General features: G+C 36.7%; 16 protein-coding genes, 2 pseudogenes and 1 riboswitch. Of the genes and pseudogenes, 2 read left to right on the top strand and 16 right to left on the bottom strand.

The window, feature by feature from the left end; all coding sequences use genetic code 11:
* Positions 1–21: 21 nt before the first annotated feature.
* Complete coding sequence (kdpB, locus tag JFU50_RS23710) at positions 22–2,061, bottom strand: potassium-transporting ATPase subunit KdpB (protein WP_201224421.1); 2,040 nt, start codon at positions 2,059–2,061, stop codon at positions 22–24.
* Between the two features lie 22 nt (positions 2,062–2,083).
* Positions 2,084–3,757, bottom strand: coding sequence for a potassium-transporting ATPase subunit KdpA (gene kdpA / locus JFU50_RS23705; protein WP_201224419.1), 1,674 nt, complete (start codon positions 3,755–3,757; stop codon positions 2,084–2,086).
* A 985-nt stretch (positions 3,758–4,742) separates the two neighbouring features.
* A riboswitch (cyclic di-AMP (ydaO/yuaA leader) is annotated at positions 4,743–4,884 on the bottom strand.
* Positions 4,885–5,128: 244 nt separating this feature from the next.
* Between kdpA and JFU50_RS23695 the strand changes: the two genes are divergently transcribed.
* Positions 5,129–5,503, top strand: coding sequence for a DUF2294 domain-containing protein (locus JFU50_RS23695; RefSeq protein ID WP_056523721.1), 375 nt, complete (start codon positions 5,129–5,131; stop codon positions 5,501–5,503).
* 735 nt (positions 5,504–6,238) lie between these two features.
* Here JFU50_RS23695 and JFU50_RS32045 read toward each other — a convergent pair.
* Positions 6,239–6,379, bottom strand: a pseudogene (locus JFU50_RS32045) (permease); the annotation flags it as partial.
* Positions 6,380–6,853: 474 nt separating this feature from the next.
* Here JFU50_RS32045 and JFU50_RS23690 point away from each other — a divergent pair.
* Positions 6,854–7,420 carry a peptidoglycan-binding domain-containing protein gene (locus JFU50_RS23690; RefSeq protein WP_201224417.1) on the top strand — a complete coding sequence of 189 codons (567 nt, stop codon included), beginning with the start codon at positions 6,854–6,856 and terminating at the stop codon, positions 7,418–7,420.
* Positions 7,421–7,542: 122 nt separating this feature from the next.
* Here the strand turns inward: JFU50_RS23690 and JFU50_RS23685 are convergent, their stop codons facing one another.
* The 13 genes and pseudogenes from JFU50_RS23685 to JFU50_RS23625 form a co-directional block, all read right to left on the bottom strand.
* The gene (locus tag JFU50_RS23685; protein ID WP_201224415.1) at positions 7,543–8,409 is read right to left on the bottom strand and encodes a nitrilase-related carbon-nitrogen hydrolase; all 867 of its coding nucleotides are present in this window, start codon (positions 8,407–8,409) and stop codon (positions 7,543–7,545) included.
* Positions 8,410–8,546: 137 nt separating this feature from the next.
* Positions 8,547–10,037, bottom strand: coding sequence for a sodium:solute symporter family protein (locus tag JFU50_RS23680; RefSeq protein WP_053346152.1), 1,491 nt, complete (start codon positions 10,035–10,037; stop codon positions 8,547–8,549).
* Positions 10,034–10,234: a DUF3311 domain-containing protein gene (locus tag JFU50_RS23675; RefSeq protein WP_053346153.1), complete on the bottom strand. Its 201-nt coding sequence runs from the start codon at positions 10,232–10,234 to the stop codon at positions 10,034–10,036. The genes JFU50_RS23680 and JFU50_RS23675 overlap by 4 nt, the downstream gene beginning before the upstream one ends.
* A 189-nt stretch (positions 10,235–10,423) precedes the next feature.
* Positions 10,424–11,656 (bottom strand): Zn-dependent hydrolase, encoded by a 1,233-nt coding sequence (locus JFU50_RS23670; RefSeq protein WP_201224413.1) that lies wholly within the window; start codon positions 11,654–11,656, stop codon positions 10,424–10,426.
* 166 nt (positions 11,657–11,822) lie between these two features.
* Complete coding sequence (locus tag JFU50_RS23665) at positions 11,823–13,430, bottom strand: amidohydrolase (protein ID WP_201224411.1); 1,608 nt, start codon at positions 13,428–13,430, stop codon at positions 11,823–11,825.
* A gap of 555 nt (positions 13,431–13,985) precedes the next feature.
* Positions 13,986–14,870: a hypothetical protein gene (locus JFU50_RS23660; RefSeq protein ID WP_201224409.1), complete on the bottom strand. Its 885-nt coding sequence runs from the start codon at positions 14,868–14,870 to the stop codon at positions 13,986–13,988.
* A gap of 519 nt (positions 14,871–15,389) precedes the next feature.
* Positions 15,390–16,586: an aminotransferase class I/II-fold pyridoxal phosphate-dependent enzyme gene (locus JFU50_RS23655; protein ID WP_201225169.1), complete on the bottom strand. Its 1,197-nt coding sequence runs from the start codon at positions 16,584–16,586 to the stop codon at positions 15,390–15,392.
* Positions 16,587–16,640: 54 nt separating this feature from the next.
* Positions 16,641–17,012, bottom strand: a complete 372-nt coding sequence (locus JFU50_RS23650) for an MmcQ/YjbR family DNA-binding protein (RefSeq protein WP_201224408.1) — start codon at positions 17,010–17,012, stop codon at positions 16,641–16,643.
* Between the two features lie 24 nt (positions 17,013–17,036).
* Entirely contained in the window at positions 17,037–17,432 is a 396-nt protein-coding gene (locus JFU50_RS23645; protein WP_053346158.1) for a VOC family protein, read from the bottom strand.
* 213 nt (positions 17,433–17,645) lie between these two features.
* Positions 17,646–17,829, bottom strand: a pseudogene (locus JFU50_RS23640) (IS6 family transposase); the annotation flags it as partial.
* 143 nt (positions 17,830–17,972) lie between these two features.
* On the bottom strand, positions 17,973–18,119 hold the full coding sequence (locus JFU50_RS23635; RefSeq protein ID WP_201187843.1) for a Spo0E family sporulation regulatory protein-aspartic acid phosphatase: 147 nt from the start codon (positions 18,117–18,119) through the stop codon (positions 17,973–17,975).
* A 445-nt stretch (positions 18,120–18,564) separates the two neighbouring features.
* Complete coding sequence (locus JFU50_RS23630; RefSeq protein ID WP_201224407.1) at positions 18,565–20,013, bottom strand: NAD-dependent succinate-semialdehyde dehydrogenase; 1,449 nt, start codon at positions 20,011–20,013, stop codon at positions 18,565–18,567.
* 19 nt (positions 20,014–20,032) lie between these two features.
* Positions 20,033–21,388, bottom strand: a complete 1,356-nt coding sequence (locus JFU50_RS23625; RefSeq protein ID WP_201224406.1) for a glutamine synthetase family protein — start codon at positions 21,386–21,388, stop codon at positions 20,033–20,035.
* Positions 21,389–21,395: the final 7 nt, after the last annotated feature.

The raw sequence follows: 21,395 nt of genomic DNA, 5'->3' as shown, positions 1-21,395 counted from the left end.
TTCTCACCCTTATTTTTAATTTTAAGCTACTCTAAACATCACAAGAATTAAATCAATAAATTTAATTCCGATAAAAGGAACTAGCACTCCTCCTAATCCATATAGAGACAAATTCTTTGTTAATAATCTTGTGGCGCTCATAGGAACATATTTGACACCTTTCATAGCTAATGGTATTAGCAATGGAATGATAATGGCGTTAAATATCAAAGCTGATAATATAGCACTTTGAGGTGTTGCTAATCCCATAATATTTAGAGCTTTCATTTGAGGAATAGCCAACATGAACATAGCAGGGATTATCGCAAAATATTTAGCCACGTCATTCGCAATACTAAAGGTGGTTAAAGCACCTCGGGTCATGAGCAACTGTTTTCCAATGGCTACCACTTCAATGATTTTTGTAGGATCTGAATCCAAATCCACCATATTAGCTGCTTCCTTTGCTGCATTTGTTCCTGTATTCATTGCCAATCCAACATCAGCCTGTGCTAACGCAGGCGCATCATTTGTACCATCACCAGTCATTGCTACAAGTTTACCTTCCGCTTGTTCCCTCTTAATAACAGAAATTTTATCTTCAGGCTTTGCTTCGGCAATAAAATCATCTACTCCGGCTTCTTTAGCAATAGTCGCAGCTGTTAACGGGTTATCACCAGTACACATCACGCTTTTAATGCCCATTTTTCGTAATTCATCAAAACGTTCCTTCATACCTGGTTTTACTGTATCTTTCAAGTAAATAACACCTAGTACACGATTTCCTTCTATAACAACAAGTGGCGTCCCGCCTTGCATGGCTACTTTATCACTAATGTCTTTTAAATCACTTGGGAATTTTCCCCCCTGATACAGGATGTTTTCGATTATTGCATCAACTGCACCTTTTCTGACCTTTTTCCCATCAGTAAAGTCAGTTCCGCTCATCCTGGTTTCAGCTGTAAACTCTATTCCTTCCGTACCATTTTTATTTAATTCTTTTTCAGACAAGCCGGATTTTTTTGCAAATTCTATGACAGAACGGCCTTCTGGAGTTTCATCATGTAAAGATGAATATACCGCAAATTTGTTAAGCTCTTCTTGACTTATACCACTAACCGGTAAAAGGGCAGCAGCCATGCGGTTCCCATGTGTGATGGTTCCCGTTTTATCAAGGATGATCGTATTAATATCACCAGCTGCTTCTACCGATTTTCCAGACTTCGCAATTACATTATATTGTGTTACTCTGTCCATTCCCGCTATTCCAATAGCAGAGAGTAGACCTCCGATTGTTGTAGGAATCAAGCATACCAGTAATGCTATTAAGGTAGCGATTGGCAATGTCACTTTGATATATGAAGCAATAGGTACTAGCGTAGTACATACAAGCAAAAAGATAAGTGTCAAACTAACAAGCAGAGTACTAAGGGCAATTTCATTAGGTGTTTTTTGTCTTTTAGCTCCTTCTACCAAGTTAATCATACGATCAAGGAAAGATTCCCCAGGATCAGTACTTACTTTGACTTTGATATAGTCACTAATAACTTTTGTTCCACCTGTTACCGAACTAAAATCCCCACCAGACTCTTTTATTACAGCAGCTGATTCACCAGTAATTGCTGATTCGTCTACAGCAGCCACTCCTTCGATTACATCACCATCCGTTGGAATTATATCATTGGCTTTCACTAAAACTGTATCGCCCTTGCGTAGTTCTGTGGCATCGACTATTTTTATGCTGCCATCTTTCTGGATTAACCTTGCTTTAGTATCCTGCTTTGTCTTTTTAAGACTATTAGCTTGTGCTTTTCCGCGTCCTTCTGCCAGAGCTTCAGCAAAATTAGCAAAAATAATGGTCACAAATAAAATGATGGTCACTGCAATGTTATATCCTCTTTCTGATATTCCACCAAAAAGTGCAGGGTATATTGAAAGGAGAAGGGTAATAACAAACCCTATTTCAACTACAAACATAACTGGATTACGAGCCATTACTTTTGGATTTAATTTTTTGAACGCATCTTTAATCGCCTCTAAAACAATTTTCTTACTTACGTTTGCTTTACGCTTTGTACTCATTTGGAATACTCCTTTTCAACATTTATCTAATCGTTAGCCACTCAGCGACTGGCCCAAGTGCAATTACTGGGAAGAAAGTCAATGCTCCAATAATTAAAACAGTAGCTAAAAGAATAACAAGGAACGTACTATTATCTGTTTTAAATGTTCCGATTGTTTCTGGAACACGTTTCTTAGCGAGTAATGATCCAGCGACAGCAATCATTGCAATCATTGAGAAGTAACGGCCAAACAACATGACTAAACCAGTGGAAATATTCCAAAATGGTGTATTGTCACCTAAACCTTCAAAACCAGAACCATTATTGGCTGCAGAAGAAGTAAACTCATAGACTACTTGAGAAATACCATGAAAACCAGGGTTTGAAATAGCCGATGAACCCAACTGTGTTGCTAAAGCTATGGCAGAGGGTACTAAGATGATTAATGGATGCAGAAGAATTGCTATTGCTATTAATTTCATCTCCTTTCCTTCAATTTTCTTACCTAAAAACTCAGGTGTACGGCCAACCATAAGTCCGGCAAGAAATACAGCCATTACTGAATACATAAGGATATTTACCGTTCCTACTCCATCACCGCCAAACACACAGTTCAACATCATCATGGCCAGTGGTGCTATGCCTCCGAGTGGAGTAAGGGTATCATGCATATTGTTAACAGAGCCTGTAGTAGCAGCTGTTGTCACACTTGTAAATAATGCACTCTGAGCAATACCAAAACGAACCTCTTTTCCTTCCATACTCCCATTCTCTTGTGAAAGACCTATTTTCTCTAATGCTGGATTACCATTTTTTTCATTGATATAAGTAATACTTAAGAAGACAAGCAACATTAATCCCATCGCTGAAAAAAGGATCCAGCCTTGTTTCTTATTTCTCGCCATATATCCAAAAGTGAATGGAAGAGCTGCAGGTATCAGAAACATAGATAATATTTCCAAGACATTTGTAAAACCGTTAGGATTTTCAAATGGATGGGCTGAGTTGACCCCAAAGAAACCTCCTCCATTTGTACCAATGTGCTTGATAGACTCCAATGCAGCTACAGGCCCTCTTGCAATATTTTGCGTGGCTCCTTCTAATGTGGTAGCAATTGCCGTAGGATTAAGTGTTTGCGGCACCCCCTGTGACACTAGAACTAAACCAATCAAAATAGATAATGGAAGTAGCACCCGAGTAATTGAACGAATTAAATCCACATAAAAGTTTCCTATACTCCGCTGATTCGTTAACCCTCTAAAAAATGCCATACATAATGAAAGACCAGTAGCGGGTGTCGTAAACATCAAGAATATAATTACTGCCATTTGAGATAAATAAGAGAGACCCGATTCTCCACTATAGTGCTGTAAATTGGTATTTGTAAGAAAACTTGCAGCAGTATTAAATGCCAACAATGGCTCCATGCTGTCTATCTTACTAGGGTTACCTGGTAAAACACCTTGAAAGCGAATGATAATGTACGAGATAATAAACATTACTAAGTTACTCAATAGCAGTGCCTTGGCATACTGCTGCCATCTCATATCATTTGTATCAATGCCAGATAGTTTGAAAATAACTCGTTCTATTTTTCCAAACATGCTATCTTGTTTGGTTATTTCAAGAGAATAAACATTCGTTAAATATTTGGCCATTGGTATGGAGAATATAACGACAAGTGCCAATACCACGCCGATTTGTAAAAAATCCATTTACTTTTCCTCCGTTAGTAACTATTAATATTTTTCTGGATAAATTAGAGCATGAATTAAATACAATGTAATCGCTCCGACGATAAGAAATAAAAACATTTTCTACTCTCCCTCTTTTTCTATAACTTTGTTACAAAAAAGAATAAATCCTAAAAAGAGAAAAAAGTTATAGCTATAAGTAATATCGATACAAAATCCATGTAAATTTCTCCCTTCTTCTTCCAAACAACCATTAATAATAATTTTCTTTTTTCCACCGCTTAATAATTACTGGCAATTAAACTAAAGAACATTGTTTGTTAAAAGCCGATGACACAATCAGCTCCCCTTCTTTAACACATGCTAATATATTGGTTATGACAAGTGACAACTATTAGTCTGAAAGGTTTGAACTCTGAAAAAATTCTAACAAAGTTATTTCCATCAATAAGAGAATTAGGAAAGAGATATAGTTATAAAAAGCTAGTGCATTCGGGCAAATTGATAGTGGTCTTAAACCACTTTTTGTCATAGTCAAATATTTGCAGATTATTTGTGTGCATATGGCTTGCCAAGATGCTTATCTTTTCTAAATTTGAATAATTTCTAATCAGTACTTTTCCCATACAATCGCTCCATTTACTTTTTTTGTTTTCCACGCTTAATTTTTTCTTGGTTAGATAATCCTAACTACTAAAACATAAAAAATAGACCAATGCTTACTCTCTCTCCAGTATGCAGCCATGCAAATTCTATTCAGATTCCAGCAGCGTAAAAAACATTCACGCAGCGGAAAAAAGAATGACTTGCACAAACAAACATATTGTTGGAGAAAAAGTACTCATTGGTCTACTTAACGCCTAGCAAGCTATACAGCTCTCTCTGCGATCAGTCTTCCAAGAAACCTTTTCATTTATAGGCATAATAAAAAGACCTACTGAAATGACAGGTTGCTTTTTTGCTTTAATCACAACAAAAAAAGCCTCCTGAATTAAGGTGGTCTAATGACCTCCTTCGCTTTAGCCGACGAAGTTAGCTGACGGGTAGGATGGCGAAAGAGTGTCTCATCCCTTCTGCAAATGCAGAATTAACCCCAATAATAGTGGGTCCTCCGTTCTCAATTACTTGAGATTTGGCCGATATCAAATTGTTATTTATGAGGATTATTCTACGCTCACCATTAAAGGTTTGTAAACCTCATTAAATCTCGAAAAAACTTCAAATTCATTCATATAAGTCCATTTCAATCAAATTTATCCATAAAAACCTTTATTTACTCTTAAATCCTATATATTACGGATTTTTCTAAAGTTTTACAAACTCATATTGACAAGAACTTAGATTGGGCATTATGATAAACCCCATAAATTCCTGAGATAAAATGGAGGCAATATGTTAAATTCTAAAAAGAAACTTGAGGCTGAAATAAGTGAAGCATTTATTAAATTCCAGCGTGATCTTATTGGCAGAGGACCACAGGAAGCCAAAACATATTTAATTAATGACATGTTGATTACTCGTTTTAAAGGTGTTCTGACAGTGGAAGAAAAGCACCTTGTCAGTCACAATTCCGGCAAAAAACTTGTAAAAAAAATGCGTTCGCTTCTTCGTGAAATGTACACCAAGGATTACGAAAAAATAGTTGAAGATCATACTGGATGCAAGGTTCTTTCCTCCCATAGTGATATTAGCACTAAAACAGGTGAAAGAATCGAAGTTTTTATTATGGATAAGGATTTAGAGAGGTACTTAGAAACTATCAAATAAATAATAGTACTTGATTTGAAATTATGAAGATAAAAAGTATTGAAGTTTTTGAACGAACTTGTTTAGTATTAGTACAAAATATATCCTTAAAGGCTCAAGATTACGATTATAATAAATTACTATATTAAGATTATTTTTATTTGAGAATTTGTCGGATGTTTATCCTATTCATCAATAACATCCTGTAACCTATACGGTCAAAATCCGGATTATTTTTATTGAGCTTTTTTAATAAAAACATCAGTAGGATGACTATGAATGTTGTCATCTTAACCGATGTTTTTTACGTTTTCGTTAAATCAAAAGACCGTAATTTGTACTTATTATGTTTCTGCATTTTAAATTCCAGCAATTTAATACTTTTTATAGGTGTAAGGATTGTCAGAATCTTCAAGTGTATTCCAATCTTGGGCTATGAGATACGAAATAGTTGCTTTGAATGGCTGGTAATAAATTGAGGATAATTCCCCCTAAATCAGCGATATAATGTATAACTCGGAATCATATTACAGAGAGCAGTTTAGCACTCACTGCTTCTCCATAAAATGTAATACCATAAAACTCAATAGTTTTGTCCATAAAGTTACCTGGGAAATTATATAGGATATCTAATCCTTATAGGTAGTTTTTATCATTTAAAACCATACTCTCTTTTTTTGTGGAGAGTGCCTTAAATTCTTCCTCCCTTAACTCTTAATAATCTTCATCTCCGTAATAACTACTGTATTAGGTTGTCTTCGGCACTACTTTCCCAACCATTTCTTCACTAACAAACATCTTTATTTTTTCAGCCACAAAAACATCGATTAACACAAACGGAAATGCTTATATTAAGATATTAATAAATAGTGTATTCAATTGTAAAAAGGTTGACATAGCAAGTATCCTCACCTTAACTTTGTTTATAATTTGAGGAATATATTATTATGATAAAATTAATCTTATGACATTGAATATAAAAACTTAACAACATCAAATTACTATATCATTGTGAAAGCAGGTATATTTATTGCTGAGTAAGCCATTAATAAGCCACGTACTTCCATCATTTCAACTTCATTACGATAGCTCAATTCGTACCGCGTGGGTATCATCTCACTGTTAGCAATCCATGTTTGGGTGATAATGTTACTATAAACAATTTTGGTTTTCCATACAGATCCAACACATTTTGTACAGTAGTAGTATCATTATGTCTAAGATTTAGAGAATACTTGCATTTGTCCTGAATTTTTTTGCATCAGAACTCAATAGAGTATATAATTACATTATATACAAAATATGTAAAAAGGAAACAAGGGTTATACCTGTGTTATGTTTACCATTTTAATATTTAAGGAGGAAATGGGTATGAGCATGAAAAAATCCTTAATAGGAGTGTCTACAGCTGGATTCATAGCACTTCAAATTTTACTCCCTACAATGACTGAAGCCTCAACGGCTGTCAAATCCAACATCACTCATTATGTAAATGCAAGTGATCCTTACCCGGGTCATGTCATAAAATACGGGGATCAAGGACCTGAAGTGAGGAAAGTACAGAACCAATTAAACAAGAACAACGTCCCAATCTCAGTGGATGGCATTTTTGGTTCGATTACGCTTAAGAAGGTCAAAGAATTTCAAATGCGAAGACATTTGAACACAGATGGGATAGTTGGACCGTCCACTTGGACTGCACTTTATCAAACCGAGTTTCCTTATCCAGGTCATGTTATTAAAATTGGAGATCGAGGTATGAATGTGACTAGAATTCAAGCGCGGCTTAATGACGCAGGGGGATCAATTAAAGTGGATGGTATTTTCGGACTAAAAACTCAAGTCAAAGTGAAGGAATTCCAGAAAAAATTCGGTTTGCAAGTAGACGGAATTGTTGGTCCAGAAACCTGGGACATTCTCTTTAATTATCAAGAATAGGCTGTGTGAATAAATAAGCCATCATGTGAATCAACTCAACAAATAGATAAGGCTGTCGAGGGTTTCTCGACAGCCTTACATTACCATAACAATAGAGTCTATTTAACAAAATATGTTGTACATTATTTCAGCAGCATATAAGGCTCATACTTTGTATAAACATCTTTACGGCGCTTTCTATCTTTAAATGTTGTTGCTGCACCACTTTTCCGATTCTCATAGAGTTCGTCAATATCCACTGTACCGGTAATTACTGTATGTTTATTAACTTCTGCTTCAGCTACTACCCCATTGGCTAGCCAAGCTTTGTCACAAGGACTTAATATGCTTGCACGCCCATATCCATTAGGTAGGGGGTCTCCTGGTTCACCAACAGTAGGACAATGAACAAAATATACTTGGTTTTCAATCGCACGTGCATGAGCACAATGGCGTACTCTCCAAAAACCAGCCTCAGTAAAAGTGTATGATGGACAGAAAATAATGTCTGCTCCGTTTACACTTAGTATTCTTGATATTTCTGGTATCTCAGCTTCATAACACACAGCTATGCCAATCTTAACCGGACCCATAGAATACACTTCAAGTGTATTCCCTTCAGAGGTTTGCCAATTTGCTTCAGCAGGAAAGATATGAGTTTTTTTATGTTCAACATAAGATCCATCTTTATCAAAAATGTATGCAATATTAAAGTACTCATCTTCACGACATTCAAGATGTGAGCCTGCAATGATAACCTGCTTTCTTTTTCTTGAAATCGAACTAAAAAGTTCTTTATATTGAGTGGTATATTCGTCGATCTTGATTAATGACGAAGCATTCTGATCCGGAAAAGTCGCTAATAACCCGATAGTTAACAGTTCAGGAAAAATAATATAATCTGAGTTTTCGGGAACTTGATTGATTAAGTCTTCTACTTGTTTCTGGAATTCATTAAACGATGCTACTTTTTCTACACGAAATTGACAAGCAGTAATTTTGACTTTCACAGAACCCCTCCCAATTTATTTCTTTTTGTAGCAATGATATAATCATTAATTTCATTTATATGCCCAAAGCCCTCCTTGGTCTAGTTAACCATTTCAACGATAGTGTATGACATGACAACTTCAAACTAGAGTAGGAATTAGGAAATATTACTTTTATTCATATTATTCATTTGCTTACCATGAATAGTGATGTTTTTAGTTAGTCCACTTACAATAAACGTTACTATTATATTTATTAACAACGCTATTACACCTGTACTGATGTCATTAATTACGTGTGGTATATTCGGCAGAAATGTAGCTATTTTCACACCTGAAATTGTCGCATATAAAACAATAAGCACTCCAGCAAATATCCCAGCAATTGCTCCATATTTATTAATTATATTGCTTTTTGGTAAACTGCAAAATAATGCAGGTGCTAATTGAGTAATTAAACTATATGACATGATATTCAAGATGGCTAGCGCTTCGCCACCTGTTACCGTTACGATTAAGGCAATGATTGAGATACCTATTATTATTAATCTTGAGACAATTAATTGTTGTTTCTCATTAGCTGCCGGAACCAAAACTTTGTAAAAACTATTTGTTAGCCCTACCGATGCAGCCATTAGCATAACGGAAGCCGGAACTAGAGCGGTCAATAAGCCTGCAGCTCCGATTAATCCGATTACCCATGGATCAAATGTTTGTATCGCTAATCTTAAAAGCGAAAGATCTCCATCAGCCCCTTGCAAACCCGGGATTTCCATAATAGCTGCAAAGCCTATGAAAAAAACAAAGAGCAATAACAAGGTGTATAGTGGTAAAGCAATTGCATTTTTACGAAGCGTTCTTTCTCCATTTGACGAAAGAACAACCATGAATGTTTGTGGTAATAAATAAAACCCTAAAGCATTTAACAAAACCGTGGAGATAAACCAGGATTGACTCAACCCTTGATCAGCTAAGATTAGCATTTCAGGTTTAGCAGACTGAACCGTCTCAAACATTGGCTGAATTCCTCCAAAGTAATGGAACGGAATATAAATACCTAAAAATATTACAACTACCAATATCATAAAATCTTTAAGTATAGCGGTCCATGCTGAGCCATGAATACCTGATATCATTACATAAGTTGTTACAACGATAGCACCTATTATACTAGCTGCAACTGGTGAAATTGCTCCATAAGAAGCTTCTGAAACAATTATCCCTAACCCTTTGAGTTGTATAACTATATAAGGTACAAGTGCCAAACTTCCCAAAACAGCCACTAACATCCCCATTGAACGACTGCTGTATTTTGATGCAAAATAATCTGGCTGAGAAATAATTGAATGTTGCTTTGAATATCTCCATATTTTGGGCACTAACCAATAAGATAGTACATAGGCTAAGAATATATATGCAGGAACGTAATAAGCCGCTGCTCCTTTTGAGTAAGCCCATCCACTTCCACCAAGAAACGTAAATGTTGTATAAATTTCACCTGCAATTAGTAGAAAAATAAAGAATGTACCGAAGCCCCTGCCGCCTACGGCAAATTGCTCCATATCCATATCCTTTCCTTTTCTTGCTTTTATCCCTAAATAAAGTGCTAGAACTAAGAAGATAGCAATAATAAATAATGAGATATTCATTCTAGATCACTTCCTTTATTATCAGGATCGAACTTATATACAATCATTAAAATAACCGAAGCCATCACCATCCAAAACGCAACCCAAAATAACAAAAAAGGCATTCCTAATATGTAAGGTTCTATTTTATTTGCATAGGGCAGAAAAACTAAAAACCCTATGAATGGTACCCAGAGCAATAGCTTAATAGCATTCAAATTATACCCTCCCTGTAATTCGTAGGTTCAATAGTTAATCTTTAGATTATGAATCACCATCAGTAAGGATTCTTTTATCCATTACTGATGGTATGATGGATAAACATTAGTCACCCTTTTATGTTCTTAAATCCATACAACAAACAAATTACAAATCAATTCTATTTTAATTATTCTTACTAAGAATTCTTATTTAGACAGTATGGCAAGTACAGTTTCTAAAATCACATTTACTCCTTTTTCACAATCTTCCCATGTGGTAAGCTCTTCTTCACAATGACTTTTACCGTTAATACTTGGGACAAAAACCATAGCAGTTGGAATGTAACTAGCTATGAACTGGGCGTCATGACCAGCTCCACTTACCATTCTTTTATATGAAAGACCTAATGAATTAGTAGATTGTTCTAACAAATCACAGATTGACTTATCGAACCAAACGGTATCCCGGTCCCATAATTTTGTTACTTGGATTTCACATCCATCTTTTGAACCTGGTGTTGTAAGTCCTTCAATTATTTCCTCTACCTGCCTAATAGTTTTTGGATCCTTATGTCTAGCTTCTAACGAGAAAATAACTTTATTTGGAATAACCGTATGAATATTAGGAAACACATTTACCCTTCCCATCGTAAAAACTAAATCGTCGTCAAGCATACCCAGTTTTTGACGAGCCTCTGTGATTAAGCTATTCGTAGTAAAGAAAGCATCTTTTCTCATATTCATAGGAGTGGTTCCGGCATGATCAGATTCCCCTGTTACTTCGATTTCATAGCAAACCATTCCAAGCACACATTCAACAACACCTATGGTTAGTGATTCACGTTCAAGAATAGGTCCTTGTTCAATATGCAACTCTAAAAATGCTGTAGCTTCTTTTAAACGAGACTCTACTTCACCTGCATACCCACTAGCATTTAATGCTTCTTCAAAAGTAGTTCCCTCACTATCTGTTTTTTGCAGCATAATAGTTTTTTCGAATTTTCCTGAAAGAATTCCCGATGACATCATAGAAGGTTCAAATCTAGCTCCTTCTTCATTAGTAAAATTAACAATCATAACCGGAATTTTGGGTTTGATATTATTTTCTACTAGGGTTCGCACAACTTCTAAACCAGCAACTACTCCTAAGATGCCATCAAACCGTCCACCCTTTTTTACTGTATCCATATGTGAACCCATTACAATCGGCGGTTTGTCTTCTATTCCTGCTAAAGTAGCGTAAATATTCCCCAAATCATCAACTTTAATGGTCATTCCCAATTCTTCACAACAAGAGCAAAAGTAATCACGAACTAAACGATCTTCTTCAGTCAGTGATAGGCGAGTGACTCCATTGTTTACTGTTCGTCCAAAATCCGCAAATTTTTCAAGTGTTTTACTTAGCCTTTCACCATTAATTAATAATTTTTGTTTTTTCATAGAGCATATCCCCTTTCAAATAAACTGCTAAATTTCTTAAAGCGATTTTTTCGGCTTTTCACTTTTAAAAAAAATGTAAGCTCTTTGGGAAATCCTTGCAGTGAGAATACTACCCTTGCAGTGAAAAAGTAATGTGAAGGACCCACTACGATAGATTATATTTCCACTAATGATTCTCTATATATAGAATCTCACCATCTATAATCGTTGATTCTACTTGTAAATCTTTAATATGAAGCGGGTTAACTTTTAAAATACTGTCAGTTAAAACCACGAAATCTGCCAACTTGCCTACCTCTATGCTGCCTTTAATATCTTCTTCAAAACTCGTATAGGCGCCATTCCAAGTGTATAGTTTAATGGCTTCCATTACGCTAATCGATTGAGCAACACCTATTTCAGAACCAGATTGGCTTCTTCTATTAACAGCAACGTGAATACCTAATAAAGGGTTATAATCAGTAACTGGAGCATCTGAACCACCTGCTGCAATGATGCCATTATCAATAAAATCACGAACAGCATACATGTGGTTGACTCGATTACCATAGTGTTGGATATATATATCCCCGAATTCATAAGGAAATGGAGGGTTTGGGATAGGGATGAGTTCGAGATTTTTCATTCTCTCTTGTAAATCTGGCGATGAGATCCCCGCATGCTCAATTCTGTGGCGATGATCTTTTCTTGGTGATTCCTCCAACGCCTTTTCTACACAATTTAAATACATTTCAATCGCTCTATCCCCTTGAGCATGCACAGTGATTTGATAGCCTTTTTTATGTGCTTGTCCTAAAACTTGATAGATTTCTTCTTCACTATAATAAAGAATGCCAAAATTGTCAGGGTCACTGGAGTATGTCTCACGAGTGGCAATCGTAGGACCAGTACTACTTCCATCTGTAAATAATTTAGCCGGTCCAATTTTGAATCTTTCGTCCCCGGTACCGGTTACTACACCTGCTTCTACCATTTTATTAACAAATTCATGAGAATTATTTAATGAACCAATCATTGCATATATACGAACACGAATATCCTTACTTTTAACAGCTTGTTGAAGTAAACGGAAACTCTCAGGACCATAAGCACCTGCTTCATGAATACTTGTTATGCCTGCTGCAACGAAATGCTCTGACGCAATTTTCACTGCTTTCATAAGTTCACTTTCTGTATAACTTGCAATCTCAGTCATTATCATATTTGCTGTTTCAATTAATCTGCCTGTAAACCTTCCCGTCTTATCCTTTTCAATAATCCCTCCTGTAGGATTTTCAGATTTTTCATTAATTTTGGCAATCTCTAACGCCTTGCTATTAACCACGCTTATATGACTGCATGTACGGGATACTATAATTGGATGTTCGACTGAAATTGCATCCAACTCGGCTATTGTTGGATAACGCTTTTCTTTCACAACCGTCTCATTGAATCCCCAAGCACGTATCCATTCACCTTTTGGGATGGTTGATGCTTTCTCCTTCAAATCATTTAACAAATCCTCTATAGATTTGATATGCTCATCTTTACAACTTACTGCCAACTGATTAACCCCGTATAAAATAAGGTGAATATGAGCATCAATAAATCCTGGAAGTAGTGTCTTTCCTTGCAAATCAATCACTTTCGTTTCTTCTCCGATAAAGTCCTTAACTTCTCGGTTTGAACCAACTGCTGAGATACGATTCCCTTTCACCGCTACCGCTTCGACTACTTTATTCCTTTGATCAACTGTAATAACTTCTCCGTTAATGAACACAATATCAGCTTGCATAAACACACCCCTTATTGAACTTCGCTTTTAAAGAGACAGTATTTAAAACCTTATTTCTGATCTGTAAATCCCTTTTTCATAACCAAAATAATGCTGACTAGTATTCTCACAATACTTACACTCGTCCGATACCTCCAAGGACCTCAATTTTGAATATTCAGTTTTCAGTAGTTTCATTATATCTACATTAGGAATTATATACATTAGACAAAAAGTTAAAAATTTCATCGATTTTTTATACTTTTCATATGATTATGTCTTATTCGCAAATTATCCAGTGGTAAAATTACCTATTAGTTGAGGCATAATAAAGGAGGATATAGAGAAAGCAAGCATTGATATCCACCTACATGTAACCTCTATTGAACAGGAATATTCTAACTCGCAATACGAATTATAGAATTCAATTCACACAAAACTAAATCTCCTGCAGAGTGGTATTCCTTTTTACTTTGAAATGTTTGAAGGAAGACTTTTTCTTACTAGAAAAGGATAGATAAAGCCTATGAGATGGCTTTATCTATCCTTTTAAATTTCTTCTTTTTATTTCAACTATTAAATCTGTTGAAACCTCCCAATAAGCCCCATAGTCAAATACTGTTTATTTTCATTAAAGTCCCATGGCCAATATCTAAGGGATAGTTCACTTTTATCCACTTTTTCCATAAAATCTTTTATTCCAATCAGGGCTGCACCATACCCTACATTAGAAGCTAAAGCAAAGATGGCATTAAGCCCTTTATTAAAAGTATCCATATACTCAGGCTCTATCTTTAAAATATCAGACCATGTAATATAAAACCCATTTTCAACGCAACATTTAGAAATTGAGTGATGTAAGGTAAGTACAATCTGATCTCTTAAGTCAAGAAAGCCATCCTTAATCTTTTCTATTTCTTCCCTCTCATATTGGTGCTCATATTCAGAAAGTGTATCTATTGCCCAATTATAAAATAATTGGGTATAAATTGCGGATGTTGCAACGATATCAAAATGATTAATATAATCAGCGAAAACTCCATCCGCTATCTGACCTAACTGACTCTCAGTATCTTTCAGAAATCTTACAATATCATCGGCTTTTTCCCCGCGCTCTAGCAAAAAAGAAAGCTTATGTTCAAAATCTATTTTATTCAACCCTGTTACATCGAATTCAATCAGTTTGATTTTATTACGAGTACTTTCTGAAAAATGCTTCGTACCTTTTTTCATACTTTCTATATCTATATCGAATAAATAAATGGAGTTACATTTAGTCGCAAGATGGTCAAGATCTAGATCATCGCAATTGCCTGCACCAAATATTGCTACGTTATCAACTAAACCTTTTTTCAAAAAAACAGCATCGAATAATCCTGTAACTTGTTCACGATGCATTGTCCATCTAGTTCTTCTGAATTCATCTCGATTATGATTCATTTCTCTTTGAAAAGTATCCAAGAAAATCGCTCCCTTTGAGGTCCTCTTTACTAAAATATTGTATCAAAATATTTCTATTATGTAGAGGGATTCAAATAGTTTCACAAAGCACAGAAAACAAAACTGCTAATATTCATGAGGTCTCTCAAATTTCTTAGACTTTCAAGTTCATATATTCTAATATTTTTAGGATCTTTATATGCTACACAAACGTTAGGATAATATGGAAAATAATGAAATTAGGTGTTAAAGAAAGGGGGATTTATGAGTAAAACTAAGAAGATTTTGCTAAGTTTACTCGGAATTTTTCTTATAATCTTGGCCGGTGCTTCGCAATACTAATGGTTTCGTTTACGCAAAGAATGAAAGCATTTGTCCATAAAATCATCGCGAAAGAGATAAAGAATCCTTTCATTATCAAAAAACCTACCTCCTTTAAGGAAGTAGGCGTATTCAAATTCATTTTCAAAAAAGCTTCGAAATAGCTTAGAGTGTTAATCATTGCAATGATTAACACAACTAACTAACAATCCTTCAGGACTATCTTTGATAAACAGATGAGATAAGCTGTCCTAGTCTTCGAATTCCCTTGATTATTTCTTTCTCATTGGCATAACTGAACGAGAGCCTGAGAAACTCGATTCCATCCTTTTGATCCAAGAAAAAGTATTTCCCTGGAACATATGAAACACCCTCAGCTAAAGCTTGTGATAATAAATGCGACGTATCAACACCTGGAATCCTCACCCATACAAAGTAACCACCATCTGGTACATACCAGGAAACGGATTCTGGAAGAAATTGTTCCATCGAACGGATTAACGCAGTACATTTAGTACGATACACATCTTTTAAAAGGTCGAGTCGTTTCTCAAGATCGGTGTTTTCTAAGTATACAGCCATTGTACTTTGAGCAAATGGATGGTCTAAATCTTTTTTAAACCACTCTAAAGCCTTAATGAATTCACTTTCTCCTGCTATCCATCCAATTCGCATTCCTGGCGCCACAACCTTGGATAATGAACCCACGTGAAGGACTCGTCCGCGTTTATCAAAAGATTTTATTGGCAGCGGACTTTTATCGAAGGATAATTCTCCGTATGCATCATCTTCTAAAATGAGGAAATCAAACTCGATGGAAAGCTCCAATAAATGCTTCCGACGCTCAGTTGTCATAGTCGTCCCAGTTGGATTTTGAAAGGATGGGATGGTATATAGAAAACGCGGGAGGGGGAGACCTGTACGTTTCCTTTCATCCAGCATTTCTTTTAATCGGTATGTTTGGAGTCCGTGTTCATCTATAGGTATACTAATAATTTGCTTCGTATAGTTTTGAAAAATCTCTAAAGCCTCCATGTAGGTGGGAGATTCCACCACTACGACCGCTTTATCATCAAGGAGAATGCGGGCAATAAGATCAATCGCCTGGCAAGCTCCTGATGTAATCAAAAGCTGTTCTTCCAAAACGCAAATTCCACGCTCTGCCAGTCTTATCTGGAGTTGCTGCTTCAGTCTTGCAATACGTGGACTTCCGAGATAATGGAGCGGCAAATCCTGCTCCTCATCAAGAAGTCTTACTACTGCTCCCTTGAGCTCCTCAGCAGGAACGAGAGCAGGATCCGGATAGCCTGAACTCAAGCGAATACAACCATCTGGAAGATCTGGCATCCATGCACCGGGCGGATCATTCTTAAGTGCCGCTTTAATGTTTTCAGATAAAAAAGATTCAACATTCACTTTGACCATACACCCTTCCGTAAAAGTGAAGAAAGGCAGATCATCCGCCTTACTTCACTTTTTATGCAACTCATTCCATTTCTTAACCAAACGCTTCGGTGCCGCCCGTAAATAGGCTTCTTGTATTAGATCGGTCAATTCATCCCAGTCTTCCCTATCCGGATTTTGAATAGAGACCCAACCGTGATGTCCTATATACGGTGTTTTGAAAAAATTCTCATTCTGTAGCAATAACTCTTGAGTGTCCCGATCTGACTTGAAAGATAAGCTGAATCCTTTCTCTCTTTCACCTGAAATCACGAAGGATTTTCCATTGATTTTAAAAGTATTGTGACCGAAACCGTCAATAAGTTCAACAGCTTCGGGCAGCGCAAGACAGATATTGCGTACATTTTCAAGCATGCCTGCCGTGTCTTGTAATTTCATGTTTTAAATCACCTATTATCGAATCTATTTTGCATTCACATCTGGTTGATGAATTCCGAATATATTGCCTTCGGTATCAATATAGTATCCTTGCCACGCCATTCCAGGCAGGGCATATTTGGGCTTTGCGACCTTGCCGCCATTCTCCATAATTTTAGCTTCCGTTAAATCGTAATTTTCCACTCCCATTGTACAAGCAAATGCATTTAAAGCTTGGTTTGTTTCCGGCGGAGCACTTTGACGCTGCATCAAAGCACCATTGATCCCAAGTTCATTCTCATCGCCAGTTACTGCTCCAAAGTAAGGCATTCCTGCATAATCACTCCAATCTTGAAATGACCATCCGAATACCTCTCCATAAAACTTCTTTGCCCGTTCCATGTCATTCACATGAATTTCGAAATGAACTAATCTTCCCATGATTTCCTCCTATTTTTTACAAGAATTAAAATTATACAGTGTGTTCGCTTACAAATTCCTATTTATTATTATAACGGGTGTGGAAATAAATTCAATTTTTATAAGAATATATTATTTTTAGTTGAGATTAAATCAATTTTTAGAGCCTCATCATACATCCTGTCATAAATTTTTAGAAAGACCACAGGAACCGTTCTTCAAATATAGTTAGTTCCGACCAACAGAATCGGTTTGTTTGAAGTGACACCGGACTCTCTTATCCAGCTCAGGACCATATTGATGGACCCACCGCATAATGGTTGTGTAAGCTATGGATAAGCCTCGTTCCTCCATTTTCCACCAAATCACGAAAACTCAGGTTGTACCGTATGTACCATCTTACTGTGAGAAGAATCATTTCTGTTTCATACAGGTACACATCCTTTTTTTAGACTGATAGTATCAGTATGCCCAAGATTTAGAGATTCATTGCAAGTGTCTTAAATTTTTTCACCAGAACCGTTTTGTATAATAGATACATCTTGAAGAAAAAATAAAGGACTAAATAGCTGTGCAATTTAGTCCAGAATCAGTTGATATTAATCTATTCAAGAGCTGATCTAGATTCTGACTTAGCTCTATCGTTTGGAAATCTATAAAGCCATTTTTAAGGGCAGTAGATATCATTCGTTCTCTGATTGTTTCTATTTGTAATAATAAATCACATTGGGGACAACATGTCTTAGTGTGGTTTTTAAATAACTAGATCATCACCTAGCCTATTTTTTAAAAAGTATTATTATAATCGGTTAGGTATTTACAGTGTTTATAATTCATTGGGAATTTTGTCATTTTAGGAAGTTGAAAGATTTTTAGTCTCTCCTAACGGCTTTCATATAAACTAAAAGTTTATACAGTATGCATCATACTGATCATGCACCTATTTTAGAGTAATAGTATCAAAGATTTAGAGATTAATTGTATTTGTCTTGAAGTTTTTGCATCAGAACCCCATATATTATTAAATCTTTTAGGTTAAGGCCCGATTCAGTTCCTGTTTATACCCTACCCCAGCACTCCTTCCTGGTTCTGAAGCAACAGGGTTTTGAATTTGTTCATTTAATTCCATTCAACATCCTCCCCTTTTTAAAATCTATTCAGGTAACAATGCTACATAGCGAAGTTCTAAATACTCTTCAAGTCCCTGATGTCCTCCGACTCTTCCCAATCCGCTTTCTTTTGTTCCTCCAAATGGTGCTTGAGGACACGCTAAAGAAGTGGTATTAACACCAACATTTCCAAAGTCCAAACGGGCCATTAACCTATGCATTCGAGCTGCTTCTTTTGTATAGACATATGCAGCTAGAGCATATGGCGTTTCATTGCAGCCCTGTAAAACTTCGTCCTCCTCTTGAAACGCCATCACCGGAAGAATGGGACCAAAAATTTCGTTCTTTGTGAGGTTCATCTCTGGTGTGATTCTGCTTAATAGGGTGGGCTGATAATAGTATCCGTTACGGTACGGTTCTTCAACTACACAGTTGCCACCAGCCAGAATTGTCGCTCCCTTTGCTAAGGCATCGTCTACTAAATCCTGAATTTTCATTCTATATCCTTCATCAATCATAGGACCTACGTCACCTTCATATTGACCGTCTAACCGGAAAGTTAGTTTACACATTTTTTGTTGAAGGGCATTAATCAATGCATCATGAATGGTTTCGTGAACATAGACGAGATTGATTCCGTTACAAACCTGTCCGCAGTTTTCAAATTTGTTAGCAATAATTGCATCCGCAACTTTTTCAATATCTGTATCTGGGAACACAATAATTGGACAGTTACCGCCTAATTCTAGTGTTAACCGTTTAATATGTGAGGCAGCATTCTCCATAATCAATTTGCCAACTCGTGTAGAACCAGTAAATGCAATCTTCTTCACGCGCTCATCTTTAACTAATTGATCTCCAATCAGCTTACCATTACCTGTCACGATATTGACAACCCCATTAGGGATTTCAGTTTTTATCAATTCTTCTATAAGAGCAATGGCAATGAGCGGCGTCTGATCAGCAGGCTTTAAAATTACCGTACAGCCGGCAGCTAGCGCTGGAGCAACTTTGTTTGCCAAGATAGCAGCTGGAACATTAGATGGCGTAATCAGCCCTACTACTCCTACCGCCTTTTTAAGAACGTATAGCTGTTTACCCGGTTGAGAAGAAGGGACAATCTCCCCATACACCCGTTTGCCTTGCTCGGCAAACCATCGAATAATGAGCTGGGTCCCATATATTTCTCCCATCGCTTCGTTTAGCGGCTTCCCTTGTTCCATAGATAAAAGACGGGCTAGTTTTTCTTGGTTTCTTAAAATCCTATCGGCCCACGCCTGAAGATAAACAGCTCTTTGATCAGCCGGAAGCTCTGCCCATTTTTCAAAGGAATCGGAAGCTGCAGTAATGGCTTGATCCACTTGGCTTTCATCTGCATCTGGAACCTTTCCTATAATCTTGCCTGTGCTTGGATTGATGACATCCATCTCCTTAGATGCCGTTACTTTCTCTCCATTAATCCACATAAAATTCCCATCCGTAGCTCTTAGCATTACTTCCTCTCCCTCTATATTAAATAAACTCAAAATATTTTCTTCGCTCCCAGTCAGTTACTTCAGATAAATAACCCTGAATTTCCATCTTTGCAGCTGTTAGATAGTGATCAACGACATCGTTACCCAGCAAGGCTCTTACTCGTTCACTGTGGTCTAAGCGTTCTACAGCCTCCATAAGGTTAAGCGGCAGAGACCCTATATTGCTTAGGTTATATGCGTTCGTTGTTGTACATGCAGGTGGTTCAATCTTGTTTTCAATTCCATAGAGTCCTGAAGCAATGCATGCTGCTATAACTAGGTAAAAATTAGCATCTGCTCCTGGTACACGGTTTTCAAGGCGCATCGATTTCTCTTTTCCATCACTGCGGAAAGAGGTTGTGCGATTGTCTACTCCCCATGTTAACGTATTGGGTGCTCCCATTCCTGCAATCAGCCTCTTATAAGAGTTGATATAAGGCGCATAAAAAAGCATGAACTCTGAAGCTAATTCCATTACACCGCCTAGGAAATAGCGTCCAGTATTCGAGATGCCGTGCTCTTGCAACGGATCATAGAATAAGTTTTTCCCACTTTGTAAATCCCACAAACTAATATGAGTATGTCCGCTGCTTCCGGAGTCATCAGTTACTGGTTTGGCCATGAAAGTTGCCGTTAAACCATCCATGGCAGCCAATTCTTTCACGGCATTTTTGTATACGGCTGTATGGTCTGCCATCCTAAGTGCATCCGAGTATTTTAAGTTAATTTCGTATTGTCCCTTGCCCCATTCCCCTTTGATGGATTCCACAGGTATGCCTGCCATCGTCAAATGGCGAGTAATCTTGCTTAGAAACCTGTCGTCACGTGTGAGGCGATTAATTGAATAATCAACAGGATAAGGGAACAGCGGTGAAAGCTGATGATAGTTTTTTTCTCGCAATGTATCTTCAGTTTCCTTAAATAAATAGAATTCTAGTTCACTCGCAGCGTTCACTTTATATCCGAAATCCTTTGCGCGCTGAATTTGCCTTTTTAAGATTGTACGGGGAGCAACTGAAATTTCAGTCTGATCCTTATTTTGTAAATCTCCTAAAACAAGGACCGTTTTTTCACACCACGGATAGAGCCTTAGCGTTGACATGTCAGGTTTGATCACCATATCATGGAGTCCATTGTCTAAACTGCAAAATTCATAGTTATCCTGAAAATCGAGGCTGACGTCCCAAACAAGATTAACCGCGCAGGCGTGAATTCCCTTCTGAGCTGACTCTAAAAAATAGTCTGCAGTAACACGCTTTCCGAAAAGCTTCCCTTGCATGTCTGCAGCTGCAATAATAACGGTTTCAATATGTCCCTTGACAACCATATCCTGTAAACGATTGAGATCTATCATGATTTAT

The organism is Peribacillus sp. TH14 (assembly GCF_016651145.1).
Taxonomy (GTDB): domain Bacteria; phylum Bacillota; class Bacilli; order Bacillales; family DSM-1321; genus Peribacillus; species Peribacillus butanolivorans.
The sequence above is the reverse complement of the archived record's forward strand: the minus strand, read 5'-3'. Positions and strand labels throughout refer to the sequence as shown.

Coding starts and splice junctions, on each gene's coding strand:
- kdpB (WP_201224421.1), bottom strand. CDS start 2,061: ATGAGTACAAAGCGTAAAGCAAACGTAAGTAAGAAAATTGTTTTAGAG.
- kdpA (WP_201224419.1), bottom strand. CDS start 3,757: ATGGATTTTTTACAAATCGGCGTGGTATTGGCACTTGTCGTTATATTC.
- JFU50_RS23695 (WP_056523721.1), top strand. CDS start 5,129: ATGTTAAATTCTAAAAAGAAACTTGAGGCTGAAATAAGTGAAGCATTT.
- JFU50_RS23690 (WP_201224417.1), top strand. CDS start 6,854: ATGAGCATGAAAAAATCCTTAATAGGAGTGTCTACAGCTGGATTCATA.
- JFU50_RS23680 (WP_053346152.1), bottom strand. CDS start 10,037: ATGAATATCTCATTATTTATTATTGCTATCTTCTTAGTTCTAGCACTT.
- JFU50_RS23670 (WP_201224413.1), bottom strand. CDS start 11,656: ATGAAAAAACAAAAATTATTAATTAATGGTGAAAGGCTAAGTAAAACA.
- JFU50_RS23665 (WP_201224411.1), bottom strand. CDS start 13,430: ATGCAAGCTGATATTGTGTTCATTAACGGAGAAGTTATTACAGTTGAT.
- JFU50_RS23650 (WP_201224408.1), bottom strand. CDS start 17,012: ATGAAATTACAAGACACGGCAGGCATGCTTGAAAATGTACGCAATATC.
- JFU50_RS23645 (WP_053346158.1), bottom strand. CDS start 17,432: ATGGGAAGATTAGTTCATTTCGAAATTCATGTGAATGACATGGAACGG.
- JFU50_RS23630 (WP_201224407.1), bottom strand. CDS start 20,013: ATGCTAAGAGCTACGGATGGGAATTTTATGTGGATTAATGGAGAGAAA.
- JFU50_RS23625 (WP_201224406.1), bottom strand. CDS start 21,388: ATGATAGATCTCAATCGTTTACAGGATATGGTTGTCAAGGGACATATT.